An 18362-nucleotide genomic window follows, 5' to 3' on the forward strand; every position below is an offset into this window, starting at 1 on the left:
GCCCGCAGCCCTGGTCTTGGTCCTTCGTGAGGCTGAGGGCCAGGCGCTGAGAGCGCCTGATAAATCTGTCAGTTGTCAGTGGTCGGAGCGGGCTCTCCAATAGCCAAGATGATCCAAGGGCATTGGCCCGTCCATCGAGGCTACGCGCATGACCAAATCAACGGTAACCCAGGGAATGTACATCCGCAGCACCGTCGCGCCTTATTTCGCGAAGGACGACGAGGTGACGGTCAATGGCCAACAGTACCTTTGGGTAAAGGCGGACGATAATGGCATCACGCTGCTCGACCAAAGCACCGGCAAGCAGCACCATATGAAGTGGACAGACGTCAAGGACATCGTGCAACTCAAGGAGCGGCGCACACAGCGACTTCTGGCATTCGCTTCGCTGCTGAAAGAAGGTTGGATATTGGTCGATCGCAACAGTGGAGAAACCCTGTACGAACTGCCTGGCCCAGTCCTGATGATGCAACGCCCCTCGCAATCGAACTTCGGTATCGATCTCAACTATGGGACGTTCGCACGCAATTATGCCCTGGGCGAATTCACTTGGTTGGCAGATGGAAATCTCGACACGCTTGGCCCCCATGCGCAATCAAGCCTGATTCGCAAGGCCATCGCGCAACAACGCAACAACGTGTCGTTGCCATGGAGCTATGTCGACCATATCTTTTGCTTCGTACCGCCCTCCCAGCCCGTACCGGACTACCACGCCGACCTGGCGGCACACCAGGCGCTTCTGAAAAGAGTGCTGGGTGAGTTTCATGTCGAAAGCGAATGGGCGGTCACCGCCACTGAAAACGGGCGCTTCGCGATCGAACACAAGGCCGCGCACGCGACGCCGACGAAGACGAAGACGCCTTCAAGGGTGCGGCGGGCAATGACCGAACCTTATCTGATCTCGACCGAACCTGATGGCGTCCTCCCCGACATGACTGATTTCTCGCTCGAACGGGTGGGCAGCATCGAGGGTGGCTGGACCACCAGCAGCACCCTCAAAGCCGAGCGCGCGCTGGCCGAAGGCGAGGTGCTGACGGCCTTTCTCATCGACAGGCTCGATGGCGATATCCGCCGAATCGATTACCCGGTACCCAAGAACGCCTGCTCGGCCAAGCACTGGCCCAAGGCGTTTGCCGACCACGTGGTAGCCGCCGGCGAACCCATGACCGTGGGCGCCTGGAACGCCGACAACAGTTTCTCCACCAATGTCGAGCCCCTGCGGCTCTGGAGTCCGGCCCGCTACCGTGCCTTCAGCAATGCCCCCTTCGCCGCCAACCTGGTGCAGGCACTGGCCTGCGACGGCACCTTCAAGCCGGAAGCAGGCGATACGCTGTGCCTGCAAGTGCGCGACCTCACCTGCCAAGCCCTGTATGAGCAGCATTTCTTCACGCCCACGACTACCCAGGCCGGCAGTCATTGGGCCAAGGCCTTGTGCGAACAGATCAACCATGACAGCCGTCTGCTGCGGGGGGGTGTGCTCAAAGACTGCCGCGTGACGCCTGCCGAGGCTGGCAACGCGTTCTGGGTCCCTCAATGCGCCGAGCTGTGCGTCACCCTCACCCAGGCCCGCTGGTGGCAGAGCCAGGCGATCGATGACGGGCTGACGCTCGAGCAGGGTCAGCCCGTGCAGGCTTGGGTCTACGATGAGTTTTCCCATCGCCTGCTCGCTCACCACCAATGGACACCCCGCAGCGACCAGTGCGCCTCGGGCAAGTGGCTCGGCGATTGGCTCACCGACCTGAACGCCTCGCCTGTGTCGCCCTATCTGCGGGTAGCGACGCACGACCCCGACGCGGGCCGGGTCGATGAGACCGACAAACTGTACCTGTGGCAACGCGGCGATGCGCTGCGCATCTTCACCACCCTGCCCGACGCGGCCGGGCGCCAGGCGGGCCCTACCCTGGACTCGGCCTGGAAGAACGACCCCCAACATGCCGTGCTGGTCACCGTCCGCCATCCGTTCAGCCGCAAATTGCTGCACCGGGCGCTGTTCAAGCCTCAGGACGGCGTCAAGCTCGATGACCGTGCGGGCTGGCTCCAGGCCTTGGCCGATTTTCTCAAGGCGCAGGCCTGGCCGGAATTGCAGGTGGGGACCAGCGCCGAAGCGCTGAGCGTGCCCCGCTTCAGCGAACTGCAGGTGCTAGTGGAGAACGTCGGCGACGGCGAAACCTGGAGCGACGGCGACTACGTCAAGTACCTGCTCGAGACCGACGACTGGCCTGGGCGCCTGCCGACCGAAAAGGCCGAGTTCAAGGTCCAGGCAGGCGAAGGCTCCGTGCAGATCGAGGTGCAGTCGTTGAACGGAGAGTTGGAATTTCGCCTGAACCAGGCGGCCCATGACAAGGGGTATCGAGTGGCGGCCTGCGTGCCCCGTCCCTGTGAGCACCCGCAATGGCCGGTGGAAGTGACCGATACCCGGGTTACCTGGGCAGGGCCGATCGATAACGGCCTCTACGACCTGCACCTGACCTATCCGGAAAGTGCTCGCGATGCCAAGGCACTCACCGTGGGCCACATCGGCGCACTGCACCCCAGGCACTTCTGGCACGCCGTACAGGCCGTGGCGTTCAAGCCACCGGCGGCCATGCGGGCGTATGAGGAAATCAGCTTCCTGTGCGAAGACTATGGCAACACCAACCACTCCGAAGTCTTCGACACCAGCCATCACGACCGCACGGGCGTGGATGAGCGCAGCGGCCTGTTCCATGCCCATTATCCGATCGCCACGCTGCAAGGCGTGCATGGGCTGGGACCGGTGTGCGACCTGACACTGCATTACTCGGCGCTGCGCGGCAACGAGGCGGGCCTGGGCGATGGCTGGGCCTGGCGCTTCTCCCGCATCGTCACCAGTTCCCTGCAGGAGAACGATCACCGCCTGCTCACGCTCGCCAATGGCACGCCAGTGATGCTCAGCGACGATCAATGGGCACTGTTGGGCAAAGGTCAAGCCATCAAGACACCGTCCTGCCGGGTAAGCTGCAACCAGGACTACAGCACCTTCACCGTCGAGTACCCGACCGGTGCCCAGGAGATACTGAGCAAGCCTTCCGCCCCCGGCAGTGACGAGATCGAACCCAATGACACCTTCCGCCAGAAGGTGCTCACGGCGCTCAGGGCGATCAAGAAAAAGAGCAAGCCTGAATTTCCAGACGTACCTGATCACTGGACACAGTGGGTATTGATGGTGCTCAGCCCGCCGGGCTATTTCAGCGCAGCGGCCATTGATTACAGCGAGGCGGTGAAGGCCTGGGCCAAGCATGGCAGTACCCGAGAACTGGACAGGCGTATCGCACTGTACGAGCGACCGTTCGTGCAACTGTTGCCCTCGCGTATCGTCTCGCAATACGGCGAAGCGCTGGACCTGCAATGGAAGCGCCAGGACGGTCAGTTTCTGCTGATGAGCATCAAGAGCGGTGAAACGCTGTTGTTCAGCGCGCAGTATCTGAATCCGCAGGCCAAGGTGGGCAGTCAGGTGAAGATGCAACTGTGGCCTGGCAGCGCCGAGGCGTTCCAAGTCGAACTGGAGCTCGAACACTATCTGTTACGCACGCTCAAACGTGAGCAGAACGGCGCCGTTTTGCAGCAGGTGGACTGTGGCTACGACGACGATCCGACCTTGGACAGGGTGCTGTGCCGCCTGCAGGAACAGGACGGCTCCGTCGAATGCGTCCAGTACGTCAAGCAGGACGCCCAACTGAAAAGCTCACCTGCCCTGCCTCGCGTGGCCTTGCATGCGCTGCTGCCCAGCGGTGGCCAGCAGAACCATATCGACCGCTATACCTACACCGGCAGCTTCCAACACCCCAGCGATCAGTTGTTCATCGCCGCCGTGCGCAGCGGTACCCACGCCACGGTGCAGCACAGCCTGTACGCATTCGGATTGGATGAGTATGGCAACCGCATACAACTGCTCCAGGGCTCGGGCTCTGCGCAGGATCATTGGCTGGAGTTTTCACTGGGTGATGAGCACACCCGGACCACCTTCCGTTACTCAGGCTGGGGAGACGAGTTGGTCGACGTGATCGAAGGCATACGCGTCAGAATCCAGGGTGAACAGATCGAAGCCGTGGCAACGTCCGCGCCGCTGGAGCGCAAGACGGCGGTACTTCAACTGCTGTGGGCATATTCGACGAAGTACCGGAAACAACTGACGAGCGACATCAAGCAACTGTTGAGTCTGTCGCCGAAAACCCAGCGTGCGCGTCTGGGCAAGACCGTGGATGCCACCACTGCCGTGACGAATGCTCAAGGCAATCCACTGCGTCTGCGTGTCAAGGGCTCGCATTCCATCCACTACTGCTACTACGCAGACCAGGGAGAAAACCAGATCGCGCTGGGTGATCTGCAAGGCCTGAGCACGGTGCCGACCCTGAAATGTCCGTTCATGCCGGCTTACGCCAATGCGCCGTTGATGGCGGAGTATCAATGTGACGATTTTGGCAATCCACAGGGGCTGAAATTGTTCGGATATCGGAATGTCACCCGTGCAGGCCGCGATTACCTGGAGCTGGACGAGGTGGTGTTGGTGGAAGGGCTGACGGGCACCCTGACGGACGATACGCTCGATGGCACTGCCACGTGGTCACTGACGGGAGAGCAGGTGCTGTGGCACCAGATCAGCACGTCCACCTCGGCACCCACCAGCAAGAAAACCCCCAGTGAGCAGAGCAAGGTGCTCGAGTGGTCGATCACCAACACACAAACCTCGCACGCTGACGGCCAGCACATCACGCTGAGCAACGTTCAAACCTTCATCGATAATCCCGCCTTGCCGGGCATTAAAGTGATCGTCAGCGCGACCACGGCCGAGGGCACGACCCAGGTGAGCAAGGAGGTTCGCTCCCGGTACAGCAGGCGCGCGCTGGAAAAGGTCGAGAATGGCGTCGAAACGCATTGGACGCGCGATGCGTCGGGGCGTGTCATTCAAGAAATTCGCTACAGGCTGGCAGCCGGAAGCACTGGAAGGACTGCGAAGCAGAAGGCCGACGAGCACATCACATCGGTGTTCAGCGTCGATGGGAGACACGTGGAGCACAGCCATAAGGACGGCAGTCAGAGCCTTTGTCATCTTGACGGCTTGCAGCGGACAGAGTGCATGCATTGGCGCCGAGCGCCTGAAGGGGCATACGTCCCCTTGGAGGCGTATTCTTATGCAGCATTGAATCTGTCTTCGGCGTCAGTCAACTGGTCGTGGGATTATCTGCCAGGAGGACAAGCCATACGCATGGATGCAAGGAGTCTGGGCAACGCAGATTCGCAACGATGGTTGAAGCTGTCGGGCGCTAACATCGGAGAAAACGCCGAGAGTGATGAGGTGGATAGTGAAACTACTCTACCGCTCGCAGCCGTTAAAAGAATTTTTATATACGGTGGAACTGCGACGTTCTTTGATCAACTTAAACTTCGCGCCTCACAGGGGAGTCTCGAATCGAGAACCCGTTCAATGCTCAACATACTGTCAAAAAACTTACTCAAAGAATTCCACGAATTCAATCGAGCCAAAGCAGGTGAGCTCCTCCACCGTATATTTCCAGCCATACCTTTACTCACGGATATGCAAATAGTTGGGTGGTTTAGCGCACGATTTGACAGTAAGCGTTCGGCATTGGGTGCATACCCGATAGACTTGACGCCCGTGATTCAGGACATCCTCGAGCTCTTTATGCTCTTGGGCAACACTGAAGTATCGCAAGTTGGAGCACTCGAACGCATGAAGTCACTTCATCGGCCGACGCAATCGTCTTCTACCGTACGACTTACCGAACAACAATTATTGGGCACTCACCGCCTCTCTGAACGCACCACCACCAGCACCGCTGAAACCGATGGGTCTTTCCAGCAGGCGGTGCATTGGACCAACGAAACCGGCCAGCAGCACTTGCAGGTGGATGAACACTACGACACCGACGGCCGCGTGATCAGCCACACCCGTACCCTCGGCGGCCAAACACAGACCTACACGCTGGAGCGCGACATCCTCGGCCGCGTCACCAAGGTCATTCGCCCCGACGCCACGACCCTGGAGCGCGCCTACCAAGGCTTCAGCAACCGGGTCCACACGCTGACCGTCGATGGCAAGCTGGTTGCAACGCAATCCCTCAGCGACCTGGGCAAGCTGAGTACACGCAAGATCGGCAGCCGGGAGTATGCGTTCGACGAGAGCTCGGTGACCCTCCCCGACAAAACCCGCCTCCAACGGATAGAAGACGCCAAGGGCTCGCGCTTCGAGGCTGACGGCAAACTGCTGTACAGCCAGGCCAGCGCTGAGGGTTCGACCGTGCTGAGCGCCGCTGCGGATTCGGACAGCACTGCGCTTTGGCAGCAGGTAGTTGCAGATGCGCGAGTTCCGGGCCGCCGTAACACCACCGAGAAGACACCCCGAGGCACGGTCAGAGGCGCTGTATGGCAGAGCCTGCGTGGACAGCAAATCGCCGCCCTGCGTGCCGACGGCTGCCTGCGCCGCGTGTTCCCGGACAGCGAAGGCCGCCTGTTGCGCACCTGCCAGGCGCATGAGGACGTGCTTTACCGCTACGACGAACTCGGTCATCTGCAATCTCGCCAGGTGCATGCCTTGAGCGGCGCCGGGCAGTGGCAGGTTGACAGTGAGCACGACAGCTTCGACCGGGAAACCGAGCGCACTTTCCTGCGCAACGGCGCGCCCTGCTTCAGCCAGCAGATGACCTGGCGCGGCGACGGTCGGCTAGAAAGCAAGGCCAGCTACCAGGACGGTGAACTGCTGCGCACCGAGCGCTTCACCTACGACGTGCTCGACCGCCTGGAAACCTACGCCTGCGACGCCACCCGAGCGGAGCTCTGTCCGCAGGACCGCCATGGCGTACCGATCAAGGCCCAGGCGTTCACGTGGGACAGCCTGGACAATCTGACCCGCTGCGTCAGCACGCCTTTCGAGGGCGATTCCATCACCGAAACCTTCGCCTATGCCACCGCGTCCGACCCCACCCGCCTGACGGCTGTGAAGACGGGCGAACAGGCGACGGCCCTGACGTGGAACAGCAACGGTCAATTGCAAAAGGACGGTCAGCAACGGGCATTGGCCTACACCGCCGCCGGTCAGCTCAGCAGCGTCAAGGACGATCAAGGCGCTCTGCTCGCGCGCTACGAGTACGACGGGCTCCAACGGCTGGCGGCGCAATACGACGAGCAGGACCAGAGCACTCAGGAGCTGCGCTACGACGACGACGAACTGATCGGCCTGGTCCGCTACGACAAGACAGGCCAACCCACCCGCGCCACCCATCTTTCCCCAGGGCTGGCGCAATACGATGACGACCAGGTGCGCTGGCTGATCGACGACCCACAAGCGGGGATCGTCGGCCAGGTGAGCGACGCCGACCTGCAACTCGCGCCCCTGTTGCCTTTTGGCGAAGGCGCGGCCCTGCCGGACCTGGTCAGCGGCTACAACGGCATGCGCCGCGACCCTGTGACGGGGCAGTACCCTGTCGGCAATGGCTATCGCTGCTATGACCCCGCGTTGCGTCGACATGTCCAGCCCGATTGGCTGAGCCCGTTCGGAGAAGGCGGCGTCAACGACTACGCCCACTGCCCCGACCCGGTCAACCTGCACGACCCCAGTGGCGCGATCATGCTCAGCCGTTGGGGTCAGGACAAGGAACTGAGCAACTATGCGCAGGTACTGCGCGAAACCAAGCCCATGCCCGTCGGTGGACGCTGGCGCGGTCTGGCACTCTCCGCCGTGTTGACCGTTGTCGGTATCGCCGCTTCGGTGATGACGGGCGGCGCTGCCTCAGTGTTCTTCGTCGCGATGACGACCTGCGCGGTGCTGTCGTTCGGCTTCGAGGTGGCGTCCGTCCTGACCGAAGATGTCAATCCCGAGCTGTCGAGGAAATTGGGCTATGCGTCGCTGGCCTTTGGCGTGCTGTCTCTTTACGAAAGTGCGCTGGGTCTGATCAAGAAGGTGCCGAGTCTTATCAAGCACGTCATGCGCTCCACGCGTCGATTGGGCCAGACGCTCTCGCGGATCAGGCCCGGTGCTCGAGTGCCCCGCCCCGCACTGTCGCCCATGGCGTACGCCACCCAGGAACTCGGCAGCCTTCCGGTTGCCGAATCCGGCCATCTGGGTGCAAGAGCGACGATCAAGTCCGCCGGTCTGAGGCTGATCGATTACCTGGGAGCGGTGCCGTCGATGGACCTCGCCAACCCTCGCTACGCTCGCATGGGCCTGTATGGCAAAGGGCTGCGACAGGCTCACAGGCTCAACAACTTCGCGACCCGCTCACGGCTGGCGAACACGGGGGCGTGGGTCACCGGCAACGCGATCGACCTGTACATCACACGCGGATCGATCGAAGCCTTCATTGCCATGGCCGCCAACGACGCCAGCACTCCGATCACGCCCTGGGGACGCTTCTCCATTCCGTTGAGCGAGCAGAACCTCTGGGAGCATGGCGGCGGTGGGCACTTGCTGACCTGACAAGGCGTGAAATCGCCGGCTGTTGCGCCGTCCGCGCAGCCGGCACCTGACAGAAATGCCAGTAGTCGAACATAAGCGGGGTCGCTAGGGTTCTAGTGCCACTCCGGCATTTTTCGACAAGGAGCTGAATGATGAGCGAGGCAAAAGTTGCAAAGGTGAAGATGTTCAACACCAAGCTGAAAGCAGGCTTCCTCGACTACGAGATCGATGAGGACGATGTCGTCCTCCCATCCGAGGCCGTGGGTTCGCTGGATTTGAAGAATGGCGACAAAGTATCGTTCGAGGTGATCAAAAAAGGCGATAAGCATCACGCCACCAACGTCAAACTCAAGTAACCCCTTCAGCACCCTGAAGGCTTGTGTTGAGCACTATGGACCTGCCCGACCACCGCGCGCTGCCTGCCCGTGCATGACCGCGACAGATACTGCGATCACGCTCGACAGGCAGTTCGCGTCACCGTGGCGACTTCCCATCTTCTGTCTACGGCTTGGCACTGTTCGTCCCGGGCTGGGCGGATGGCTGTTGCCAGACGATGCGCGTCGGATCAGCCTGATCATGGGTGGATTGGACGAATGTGCCGGATTGCGCAGGGATGTTCTGGTCCTGGAAGCTCAGCGCCTGCTGCTCGAACACCTGGCGCCGCGCATCGAACCGCAGGTCATGCCGCGCCACGTTGCCACCCCAGTCGTCCGAGGGCAGGGACAGGTAGCTGATGGCATAGGAAGGTTCGGTCATCGAGCCCATGACCAGGTACACGCCGTAATGATCCTCGCCGGGCGAGACGATCTTGTAGACGCCATTGTCGTAGTAATAGATGGTCGCCAGCTCGAAGGGCTTCTCGCTGTATATCACCTCGTACCTGAGCTGGTGAACGAAAGTCGGTTTGCCGACCTTGACGCTGATGTGCGAGGCGGGGCCATCCTCGGCCTGCACCAGCGCGCTCAGGCCCAAGGCAACCCCCATCAGCATGTGGCGTGCGTCCATCGCAAGTCTCCTCTCAGTGCGCATGAAGGCCCAAGCATAGGCGCCGAGGGCCGCGCGGTGCGGTACTCGGCGCCACAGAGACAGGTCTGACCGACTTCGGCGAGAAGCCCTACCCGGGTCAGAAGCCCATCGTCGCCGACAGCAGCCAGGTGCGCGGTGCCGACAGGGTCAGGCCGGTGGCGGTGCCATCGGGCACGTTGGCCGAAGCCCAGTAGGTCTTGTCCAGTATGTTCTCGATGCTGGCGCGCAGCGTGAGGTCTTTGTCGCCCAGCTTGAGGGCGTAGCGCGCGCCCAGGTCGTAGCGCTGCCAGGCATCGATTTTCTGCCGGTTGGCGGCATCCAGGTACTGATTTCCGGTATGGATCACCCGGGCACTGAGGGTCAGACCATCGACAGCGGGCAGGTCCCATTCCACACCCAGGTTGGCGTTGACCACCGGCGCGCCGATGGCCCGGTTGCCATCGTTGCGGCCGTTGGCGGTGCGGGTCTGCTCGGCGTCGAGGAACATCGCGCCCCCCAGCACACGCACACGCTCCAGCGGCTCGCCGAACAGGCTGATCTCCAGGCCCTGGTTGCGCTGCTCACCGTCGGCGCTGAGGTTGTTCTGCGCATCGGTGTAGTACGACGGCTTGTCGATGCGGAACAGGCTGACAGTAGTACTGAAGCGCCCCATGTCGTACTTGGCGCCCACCTCCAATTGCTTGCTGCGATAAGGTGCGAACACTTTACCCGCGTTGTTCGCCGTCTCCGGGGCCGTCTGGCCCTGGGTCAAGCCTTCCATGTAGTTGAAGTACAGCGATAGCTGATCCGTGCTGCGCCATACCAGGCCTACCGACGGCGAGGTCGCGTGCTCGTCGTAGCGCTGGTCGGGCTCGCCGGGTTCGGAACTGTCCACCTCCACACGCTGCAAGCGTGCGCCCAGGGTCAGCAATACGGTGTCGTCGACAAAACTGAGGGTGTCGGCCAGGGCCAGGCTCGACAGCACGGTGTGGGTGTGCACCGGACTGTCCAGCGCCAGCGGCGCGCCGGGCTCGGGCAAGGCGACCGGCTGGTACAGGTTGCTGATGCCGCTGGCATAGCGCGCGCCGTTGTTGTCGAAGGTCAGGTCGAAACGGTTGAGGCTGACATTCAGCGTGTGGCCGACCGGCCCGGTGTCGAACCAGCCGCGCACGCCGACAGTGCCGGTGACCACGTCCTCTTCACGTTGGAAGGCGCGCGGACTGACGGTGAAACGCCCGGCCGAATTGACCACCTGCACGGCGTGGCGCATGAAATCGTAGTCGCCTTTGCGGGCGCCGAGGGCGCCATGCAGCATCCAGTTGTCGCTCAGGTCATATTCGCCGCGCACCGCGCCGAAGGTGTCCTTGGCCCGCGAATAGCTCCATGGCTGGGCGAAGTTGTGGTGCACGTCCTTGGCATCCGGCACCTTGAGCCCGGCGGCCAAGCCTACGCGCTCCATCGGTGCATCTACATCGCGCTGCTGATGGCCGAGGTCCAGGGACAGCCGCGTGCGATCGCCCTGCATGTCCAGGCCCAGCACCGTGGCCTCACGCTCGATGCGCTGGTGATCCCATTCAGTGTCGCCGGCCTGTCGCAGCGCGTTCAGGCGCACGCCGAAGCGCTGTCCTTCGCCGAAACGACGCCCGATGTCCAGGTGCCCGCCGCCCTGCCCTGGGCTTGCGTACAACGCGGTGAACTCGGTCAGCGGGGTGTCGCCCGCGCGCTTGGGCTCGATGTTGACCCCGCCGCCGATGCTGCCGTTGGGCGCCAGACCGCCGAGCAGCGCGCCAGGGCCTTTGAGGATATCGACCCGCTCGATCATTTCCATGTCGATCGAATAGGTCGGCAGCACGCCATACAAACCGCCGTAAGCGACATCGCTGTTGTAGAGGCTGAAGCCGCGCACGGAGAATTGCTCGAAACGCCCGCCGGCCGGGTTGGTGCTGCGCACCGAAGGGTCGTTGGCCACGGCGTCGGCCAGGGTGCGGGCCTGTTGGTTCTGCAGCAGTTCGCTGGTGTAGGAGGTGACGCTCAGCGGCGTCTCCATGTAGTCGCGCTCGCCCAGCATGCCCAAGGTGCTGCGCCGCGACACCTGGCCGCCGGCGTAGCTGTCGTCGACCATGCCCAGTCCCTGGCCGTGCACGGTGGTCTCGGGCAGTACCTGCACACCCTCGACCGGCTCGATCTGATGTACCAGGGTATAGCTGCCTGGACCGGCCGGCACCAGCGTCAGCCCGGAGCCGCGCAACAAGGCGGCAAAGCCCTCTTCCACAGCGTACTCGCCCTCAAGGCCCAAGCTGCTGCGTCCGGCGACCAGTGCAGGGTCGACCGACAGGCTGACGCCTGCTTGACCGGCAAAACGGGTCAGCACTGCGCCGAGACTGCCGCCGCCGACCTGGAAGCTGCGCCGTGGCGATTCCTCCGCCCAGGCACTGGCAGGCAGCCCCAGCGCAAGCAGCAGACCGGCACGCAGCAACTGCGTGGACAAAGGGCGTAACGAGGGGGAACGGGACATCCGCAAGGTTCTCTGCTCAGGGGTGGATACCCGTGATGACAAGCGAGTGAGTAAAAGGGGACAGCGCTCAGGCGATTTTCTTGCCTGGCGTCAGCGAGACCCAGTAGCGGGTACGGTAATGCACCTGAACAGGCAGGCTCGCGGCCAACAGTGCGAGGATGCGGTCGGTGTCGTCGAGCTGGAAGGTGCCGGTCACCGGCAGGCGTTCCACGGCCGGGTCCCAACGCAACACCCCTGGGCGATAGCGGTCCAGTTCACGCAGCAGTTCCCCCAGCGGCCGGTCGTCGACGATCAGCAGGCCCTGTTGCCAGCCGGGCAGTTGCGCATCGAATGCTTGCACGCCGGTCACGGCGGCAGGCGCAAGGGTCGCCCGTTGCCCGGCCTGCAGCTGCAGCCTCGGTCCGGCCAGCGGTTGCAGGCTCACCCGCCCCCGGCTGACCGACACCAGGCAGCCTTGAGGCTGCTCGCGCACGCAGAGGCTGGCGGCCTCGGCCTGCAATACACCGTCGCGCGTATGCACCCAGAGCTGCCCGGGCGAGTCCAGGCTGATTTCACCCTGCACCAGTTGCAGTCGATGATGCCCCTCGGCGAAGTCCAGGTTCACCGCACTGGCGGTGTTCAACTGCAGGCGGGTGCCATCGGCCAACGCCACTGCCCGCCGCTCGCCGGTGGCCGTGCGCAGGTCGGCACGCCAGCTCGACAGCGGCAACTGGCGGTAGCCGGCCCAGGCGATCGGCGCCAGCATGGCGACGCCCAACATCTGCCGCAGCACCCGCCGACGCTCAGGATCGGGTCGGTCCAGACAGGCTACCGCCAGAGGCGCCGGTACCTGAGCGAAGCGTTGCCTGAGGGTTTGCGCCTTCTGCCACAGGGCCTCATGGGCGTCACTGCGCGCGCGCCACTGCTGGAGCCCACGCGCTTGATCGCCATCCAGCGGGCCGGCGTCCTGCAAGGACAACCATCGCGCAGCCTCGCGGGCCAACTGGCGGGCATCGCCGCGGCCAGGGCTGGTCACAGGTCCGCCAGCAGGCAGTGTTCGTAAGCCTTGGCCATGTAGCGCTTGACCGTGCGCTCGGACACCGCCAGGCGCTGAGCGATGTCGGCGTAATCCAGCCCTTCCAATTGCGACCAGAGAAAGGCGCGGCGTACGGCACTGGGCAGGCCGTCGAGCAACTCATCCAGCGCCTGCAGGGTTTCGAGCAGCAGCCAGCGCTGCTCAGGCGATGGCGCCAAGGCCTGCGGGAGGTTGGCCAAGGCCTGCAGGTACGCCTGCTCCAGGCTGCGCCGCTTGTAATGATTGACCAGCAGGCGACGCCCCACCGTGAGTAGGTAGGCGCGCGGCTCCCTCAAGCTCGACAAGGCGCTGGTCTGCTGCGCCGCCAGCACGCGCAGAAAGGTGTCGTGGGTCAGATCCGCTGCGGCCCAGGTATCGCCCAGCCGCCGTTGCAGCCAGCCTTGCAGCCAACTGCGATGGTCACGGTAAAGGGTGTCGAAGCTGGAATCGGGCGCCACGGCAGGCTCGGACATTCGAAGACACACTGAAGAGAACGGGGTACGAATGCGAGTGATTCTAATTAGTTCTCATGGGCGCGCCAAGCGCACCGCTGCAATGGGCGGCTTGATAACCGTGTTTGGAGGGGATTGGTCGTGCATGACGCGCTGCAGTGCACCGGGCATGCACCAAAGGCAGCGCTGAAACAGAATTATTTTCTGATGAGACGAAATATCACTTGACCTGCAAATGATAACCATTATTATTGCACTCAGCCGGTCGAGAGACTGGCTGGATAACCTGGAGTCCTCAGGTCGGACGCTCAGATTATCTCCTCATCAGGCTAATCACGGTTTTTGACCCGGCTTTTTGCCGGGTCTTTTTTTTGGCTCTTCAGGCTAATGAAGAAGGGTTACCGCTTTGAATGGCCGCGATGATATCAAAGGCATAGCAATCGGTGAATGCGTGGCGCAGCAATTTGCGCAAACAGCACTTGAGAATCAATCTCGTTAAGATTAAGCTGAGCCGCGCATCAGGGAAGATGCCCCCCTTCGTTCCCTCTCCGCGCAAGGAGCCGTCCATGAGCCGCCTGTTGTTGCCCTTCGAGCACGATCCGCATGTCCCCCAGTGCGCGACCGAAAATGCGCTGCTACAGCACCTCGCACGCTTGCCACGCCGAGTGCAGCAGATTTTCCTGCTCAGCCGACTCGATCAGCTCGGTATCGCCGACATCGCCCAGCGCCTGGACCTACCCCTGGCGGCGGTCGAACGTCACCTGCTCCAGGCCCTGGACAGTGCTCGCCCGCGAGGCGATCAACTGGCGGGTGTCGCCGGACGCTGGTATGTGCGTTTGCAGAGTCCACAGGTCACGACGTGCGAGCGCATCGACTTCCGCCGCTGGCTGGACGCCTCGCCACAGCACCTGCACGCGTTCCGTCAGACCGAACTGCGCTGGCGCGCACTGTTGGCCCCGGCCAGACACCTAGGCGCAGACGGCTGGTACCGTCACGGACGTGCCGCGTTCTCCCTGGGCGGCTGCTCTGTTGCGCTGGTACTGGGCGTTGCTGCCGCACTGGCGCTCGGACTCTTGGCCTGAGATCGAACCTGCCCCGCGCCTGCCCCGAACCGCTCGTGGGTGTACAGTAGCGTCACAACAACGCCATAGGAGCCTGGCAATGACCGTGACGCTGTCCCCCCTGCAGATCGACTGCGACTTCGATTCCGGCAATATCCAAGTCCTGGATGCCAACGACCCGCATCAGGTGCACCTGGCTATTCGCCCCGACACCCACAGCGGCCATTATCAATGGTTCCACTTCAAGGCCAGCGGGCTGACGCCAGGGCAGCGCCACAGTTTCAGCCTCGACAATGCCCATGGCTCGTCCTATCCCAATGCCTGGGAGGGTTATCACGCGGTGGGTTCCTACGACCAACAGCACTGGTTTCGCATCCCCAGCACCTTCGACGGCACAGCCCTGACCTTCAGCTTGGACGCCGAACAGCCCATCGCCTGGTTCGCCTACTTCGAGCCCTACCCTCGCGCTCGCCACAACCAGTTGATCGAACGCGCCCTCAAGATCGACGGCGTCGAGTTGCTGGCCAGCGGGCGCAGCGTGCAAGGTCGCGATATTCCCTTGCTGCGCGCCAGCTCGGGGACGGGTACCCGGCGCAAGCTGTGGCTGATCGCCCAGCAGCATCCGGGCGAGCATATGGCCGAATGGTTCATGGAAGGCGTGATCGAACGCCTGGAATCCAAGGATCCCAGCCTTCAGCGCCTGCTCGCTGCCGCCGACCTGTACCTGATCCCCAACATGAACCCGGATGGCGCGTTCCACGGCCATCTGCGCACCAACTTCAAAGGCAAGGACCTCAACCGTGCGTGGCAGGACGCCAGCGTCGAACTCAGCCCGGAAGTGTTCTTCGCCCAGAGCCAGATGAAACTGCACGGCGTCGACGCCTTCATCGACGTGCACGGCGACGAGGAAATCCCCCACGTGTTCACCGCCGCCTGCGAAGGCAACCCCGGTTATACGCCGCGCATCGCCGCACTCGAGGATCAATTCCGCACCACGCTGTGCAGCCTGACACCCGACTTCCAGACCACTCACGGCTACACCCGCGACCAACCTGGCCAGGCCAACATGACCCTGGCCTGCAATGCGGTGGGACAGACCCACGATTGCCTGGCGCTGACCTTGGAGATGCCGTTCAAGGATCACGATGACAACCCCGACCCACGCACCGGCTGGTCGGGCGCCCGCTCGGCGGCCCTGGCCGGTGCCGTGTTGCAGACGCTGGAGCAGATGATCGCGGTTCTGCGTTGAGCCAGTCTCTTCGCTGGACATCAAGAATCGAGCTGTCCCGGTAGAACGTGGTGGGCGGAGTCGGCAGTAGGCGTTGTGATCGAACAACGGGCTGGCCGTCTTCGCGCCCGCGTTATTAGTTGAACGCACACCGCCACAGACGCGACGTGATCTCGACACAGCGTCACGGGAAAGCTATACAAATTTCGCCGTGAAGCAGAACCTACCCTAATTCTTACTCTCAAATGGCCATGTTCCCGGCGAAAACCGTCACTTTCTGATACCTTGCATAGCACACACCTTGTTGCGCAGACGCCTATGGCCGCCCTGTGTGGCCATGACGGGAGAGTTTCCTTGACCACCGCTGAAAATGCCTTCGATCAAGCCGTTGAACGTTGCGCCCAGGAACCCATCCAGATCCCTGGCAGCATCCGTTCCCACGGCTTCATGCTGGTGCTCGACGAGCAGGATCTGCGCATTCTCCAGATCAGCGAAAATGCCTGCCAGTGGCTCGGCAGTACCGCCACCGACCTGATTGGCAAGACCCTGCCTACGCTGATGGAGGCCGGTTTCGATGCCCGTCGCCAACTCGAACGCCTACCCGTCGACGAGATCTTTCCCTTCCACATCGGCGACGTGAAACTGCATGATGGCGCCCCCTGGACCGATTGTCTGCGCCTGTTGGTGCATCGCCATGATCAGGTGCTGATCGCTGAATTCGAGCCCTGCATGCCGTCCGCAGGTCAAGGCGATCAAGACGACTACTACCCCTTGGTGCGCGCGTTCGTCAGCAGTCTTCAGCAGGCCAGCAGTATCGAGGAACTGCTGCAGCAGTCGGTGCAGCAGGTCAAGCGCATCACCGGCTTCGGACGGGTCAAAGCCTACCGATTCGATGCCGAGGGCAATGGCCAGGTGCTCGCCGAAGTGGCAGACGCTGGCTACCCGCGCTATCAAGGCCTGTGTTTCCCAGCCTCGGACATTCCACGTCAGGCTCGCGAGCTGTACCGCATCAACCGCATTCGCCTGATCGAAGATGCCAACTACACGCCCTCGCCCCTGCTGCCGACGCTCAATCCGCGCACAGGCAAACCCCTGGACATGAGTTTCGCCGCGCTGCGCAGCGTCTCCCCCGTTCATCTTCAATACATGCGAAACATGGGGACGCTGGCCTCGATGTCGCTGTCGATCGTGGTCGAAGGTCAGCTCTGGGGCCTGATCTCCTGCCATCATGAGCAGCCGCGCGCGGTGGACTTCCGCACCCGCGCCGCCTGCGAGTTGCTGAGCAGCGTGCTCTCGCTGCAACTCGAAGCGCACGAGGCGCACAGCGCCACGCGCACCCTGCTCGACCTGCGCCAGCGTATCGTCCACATGCTCTCGGCCATGGCCGACTATGACAGCGTCAGCGACGGCCTGCTGAGCCTGCCCGAGGTATTCCTGGACTTCGCCGACGCCACGGGCGCGGCCATCATCAGTGCCGAACGGTGCGAGCTGATCGGCAGCACGCCCAGCGAGGCGGTGATCAACGAGCTGGTGCAATGGTTGTCGCGCCGTGGCGACGATGCCGTTTTCAGTAGCGACAACCTGGGTCGCGATATCGCCGAGGTACCAGAACTGACGAAGTACGCCGGCGGCCTGCTCGCCGTCGCGATTTCGCAGATTCACTCGCATTACCTGCTGTGGTTCCGTCCAGAGCAGGTGCGCACCGTCGATTGGGCCGGCCGACCACTCAAGGAAATCAGCGTTCAAGGTAGTCTCAGCCCGCGCCACAGCTTCGACGCCTGGCATGAGGTGGTACGCGGCTTCAGCGCCCCATGGGATCCTTTGGTGATCGACGGCGCGGGCGAACTGCGCACCGCAGTGCTGGGCATCGTGCTGCGCAAGGCCGAGGAAATGGCGCAACTGAGCGGTGAGCTGCAGCGCTCGAACAAGGAGCTCGAAGCCTTCTCCTACAGTGTCTCGCATGACCTACGTGCACCGCTGCGGCACATCGCCGGCTACTCCGAGCTGCTCGGCGAAGTCGAGGGCCAAGGCCTGTCCGAACGCGGCCAGCGCTTCCTCAAGCACATTGGCGAGGCCGCGCACTTCGCCGGCTCGCTGGTGGACAACCTGCTCAATTTCTCGCAAATGGGGCGCTCGGCATTGCGCTTGTCGGATGTCGATCTCAATGCCCTGGTGGAGAACATTCTCCAGGAGTCGGCCCCGGACTACGCCGACCGCGAGATCGAATGGCACGTCGAGCGCTTGCCCAAAGTGATCGCCGACCCGGCGTTCATCAATCTGGTCCTGCAGAATCTGATCGGTAACGCAATCAAATACACACGCGGACGGCAGCCGGCGCGGATCGAGATCGGCGCGCTCCAGCACCCCGAAACGGTCGAGGTGTTCGTACGCGACAACGGCGTGGGTTTCGACATGACCTACGCCAGCAAACTGTTCGGAGTGTTCCAGCGCCTGCACCGCATGGAGGACTTCGAAGGGACCGGCATCGGACTGGCCAGCGTGCGCCGCATCATCGAGCGGCACGACGGTCGAGTCTGGGCCGAGGGGGAAGTCGACAAGGGCGCCACCTTCCATTTCGCCCTGCCCGTCATCCGTTAACACCTGAGGTAACCTGAC

Annotated in this window: 9 protein-coding genes; 5 read left to right on the top strand and 4 right to left on the bottom strand. The window is 62.7% G+C overall.

Annotation, left to right across the window (positions count from 1 at the left end):
• The first annotated feature begins 148 nt into the window (after positions 1–148).
• Both Q6A47_RS00175 and Q6A47_RS00180 read left to right on the top strand, forming a co-directional pair.
• Entirely contained in the window at positions 149–8452 is an 8304-nt protein-coding gene (locus Q6A47_RS00175) for an RHS repeat-associated core domain-containing protein (protein WP_304482499.1), read from the top strand.
• 131 nt (positions 8453–8583) lie between these two features.
• A complete protein-coding gene (locus Q6A47_RS00180; RefSeq protein ID WP_304482500.1) occupies positions 8584–8787 on the top strand; it encodes a cold shock domain-containing protein in 204 nt (67 codons plus the stop codon).
• A gap of 145 nt (positions 8788–8932) precedes the next feature.
• Here the strand turns inward: Q6A47_RS00180 and Q6A47_RS00185 are convergent, their stop codons facing one another.
• From Q6A47_RS00185 to Q6A47_RS00200, 4 genes are all read right to left on the bottom strand, one after another.
• A complete protein-coding gene (locus tag Q6A47_RS00185) occupies positions 8933–9436 on the bottom strand; it encodes a hypothetical protein (RefSeq protein WP_304482502.1) in 504 nt (167 codons plus the stop codon).
• Positions 9437–9554: 118 nt separating this feature from the next.
• Complete coding sequence (locus tag Q6A47_RS00190) at positions 9555–11951, bottom strand: TonB-dependent receptor (RefSeq protein ID WP_304482503.1); 2397 nt, start codon at positions 11949–11951, stop codon at positions 9555–9557.
• Between the two features lie 67 nt (positions 11952–12018).
• The gene (locus tag Q6A47_RS00195; protein WP_304482504.1) at positions 12019–12966 is read right to left on the bottom strand and encodes a FecR domain-containing protein; all 948 of its coding nucleotides are present in this window, start codon (positions 12964–12966) and stop codon (positions 12019–12021) included.
• Positions 12963–13478: a sigma-70 family RNA polymerase sigma factor gene (locus Q6A47_RS00200; RefSeq protein WP_029613327.1), complete on the bottom strand. Its 516-nt coding sequence runs from the start codon at positions 13476–13478 to the stop codon at positions 12963–12965. Before Q6A47_RS00200 ends, Q6A47_RS00195 begins: the two co-directional genes overlap by 4 nt.
• Before the next feature lie 545 nt (positions 13479–14023).
• On the opposite strand from Q6A47_RS00200, the gene Q6A47_RS00205 reads away from it, so the two are divergent.
• From Q6A47_RS00205 to Q6A47_RS00215, 3 genes are all read left to right on the top strand, one after another.
• Positions 14024–14539: a DUF4880 domain-containing protein gene (locus tag Q6A47_RS00205; protein WP_029613329.1), complete on the top strand. Its 516-nt coding sequence runs from the start codon at positions 14024–14026 to the stop codon at positions 14537–14539.
• A 79-nt stretch (positions 14540–14618) separates the two neighbouring features.
• Entirely contained in the window at positions 14619–15767 is a 1149-nt protein-coding gene (locus Q6A47_RS00210; RefSeq protein WP_304482505.1) for a M14 family metallopeptidase, read from the top strand.
• Positions 15768–16064: 297 nt separating this feature from the next.
• On the top strand, positions 16065–18344 hold the full coding sequence (locus Q6A47_RS00215) for an ATP-binding protein (RefSeq protein WP_295481765.1): 2280 nt from the start codon (positions 16065–16067) through the stop codon (positions 18342–18344).
• The last annotated feature ends 18 nt before the right edge of the window (positions 18345–18362 follow it).

The sequence above is a fragment of the Pseudomonas boreofloridensis genome (assembly GCF_030580795.1).
Classification (GTDB): domain Bacteria; phylum Pseudomonadota; class Gammaproteobacteria; order Pseudomonadales; family Pseudomonadaceae; genus Aquipseudomonas; species Aquipseudomonas boreofloridensis.

Excerpts from the sequence above, each read along its gene's own strand:
- Q6A47_RS00205 (WP_029613329.1), top strand. The coding sequence starts at position 14,024 with ATGAGCCGCCTGTTGTTGCCCTTCGAGCACGATCCGCATGTCCCCCAG.
- Q6A47_RS00190 (WP_304482503.1), bottom strand. The coding sequence starts at position 11,951 with ATGTCCCGTTCCCCCTCGTTACGCCCTTTGTCCACGCAGTTGCTGCGT.
- Q6A47_RS00185 (WP_304482502.1), bottom strand. The coding sequence starts at position 9,436 with ATGGACGCACGCCACATGCTGATGGGGGTTGCCTTGGGCCTGAGCGCG.
- Q6A47_RS00210 (WP_304482505.1), top strand. The coding sequence starts at position 14,619 with ATGACCGTGACGCTGTCCCCCCTGCAGATCGACTGCGACTTCGATTCC.
- Q6A47_RS00215 (WP_295481765.1), top strand. The coding sequence starts at position 16,065 with ATGGCCGCCCTGTGTGGCCATGACGGGAGAGTTTCCTTGACCACCGCT.
- Q6A47_RS00180 (WP_304482500.1), top strand. The coding sequence starts at position 8,584 with ATGAGCGAGGCAAAAGTTGCAAAGGTGAAGATGTTCAACACCAAGCTG.
- Q6A47_RS00200 (WP_029613327.1), bottom strand. The coding sequence starts at position 13,478 with ATGTCCGAGCCTGCCGTGGCGCCCGATTCCAGCTTCGACACCCTTTAC.
- Q6A47_RS00175 (WP_304482499.1), top strand. The coding sequence starts at position 149 with ATGACCAAATCAACGGTAACCCAGGGAATGTACATCCGCAGCACCGTC.